Source organism: Streptomyces actuosus (assembly GCF_016921115.1).
Taxonomy (GTDB): Bacteria; Actinomycetota; Actinomycetes; order Streptomycetales; family Streptomycetaceae; genus Streptomyces; species Streptomyces actuosus_A.
Genome location: NZ_JAFFZS010000124.1, coordinates 1 through 893, shown reverse-complemented (window position 1 = coordinate 893; position 893 = coordinate 1). Strand labels below are relative to the sequence as shown.

Here is an 893-nt window from a genome sequence, read left to right as displayed (position 1 = left end):
GTCGGCGACCTCAAGGGCCTGACCGCGAGGCTCGACTACCTGCAATGGCTCGGCGTGGACTGCCTGTGGCTGCCACCGTTCTTCCAGTCCCCCCTCAGGGACGGCGGCTACGACGTCTCCGACTACACCGCCGTACTCCCCGAGTTCGGCGACCTCGCCGACTTCGTCGAATTCGTCGACGCCGCCCACCAACGCGGCATGCGCGTCATCATCGACTTCGTCATGAACCACACCAGCGACCAGCACCCGTGGTTCCAGGAGTCCCGCAAACACCCCGACGGCCCCTACGGCGACTACTACATGTGGGCCGACGACGACAAGCAGTACAACGACGCGAGAATCATCTTCGTCGACACCGAAGCATCGAACTGGACCTTCGACCCGGTCCGCAAGCAGTACTTCTTCCACCGCTTCTTCGCCCACCAACCGGACCTCAACTACGAGAACCCGGCCGTCCAGGAAGAAATGCTCGCCGGACTCAGGTTCTGGCTCGACCTCGGCATCGACGGCTTCCGCCTCGACGCCGTGCCCTACCTCTACGCCGAGGAAGGCACCAACTGCGAGAACCTCCCCGCCACCCACGAATTCCTCAAACGCGTCCGCAAGGAGATCGACGCCCACTACCCCGACACCGTGCTCCTGGCCGAAGCCAACCAATGGCCCGAGGACGTCGTCGACTACTTCGGCGACTACACCTCCGGCGGCGACGAATGCCACATGGCCTTCCACTTCCCCGTCATGCCCCGCATCTTCATGGCCGTCCGCCGCGAGTCCCGCTACCCCGTCTCCGAGATCCTCGCCAAGACCCCCGCCATCCCCTCCGGCTGCCAATGGGGCATCTTCCTGCGCAACCACGACGAGCTCACCCTCGAAATGGTCACCGACGAAGAACG

1 protein-coding gene is annotated in these 893 nt (G+C 64.3%); it reads left to right on the top strand.

Annotated features, from left to right (window positions below; all coding sequences use genetic code 11):
* Nucleotides 1-893: alpha-amylase family glycosyl hydrolase (locus JS756_RS35885; protein ID WP_240204878.1), on the top strand; the 893-nt coding region annotated here is incomplete at both ends.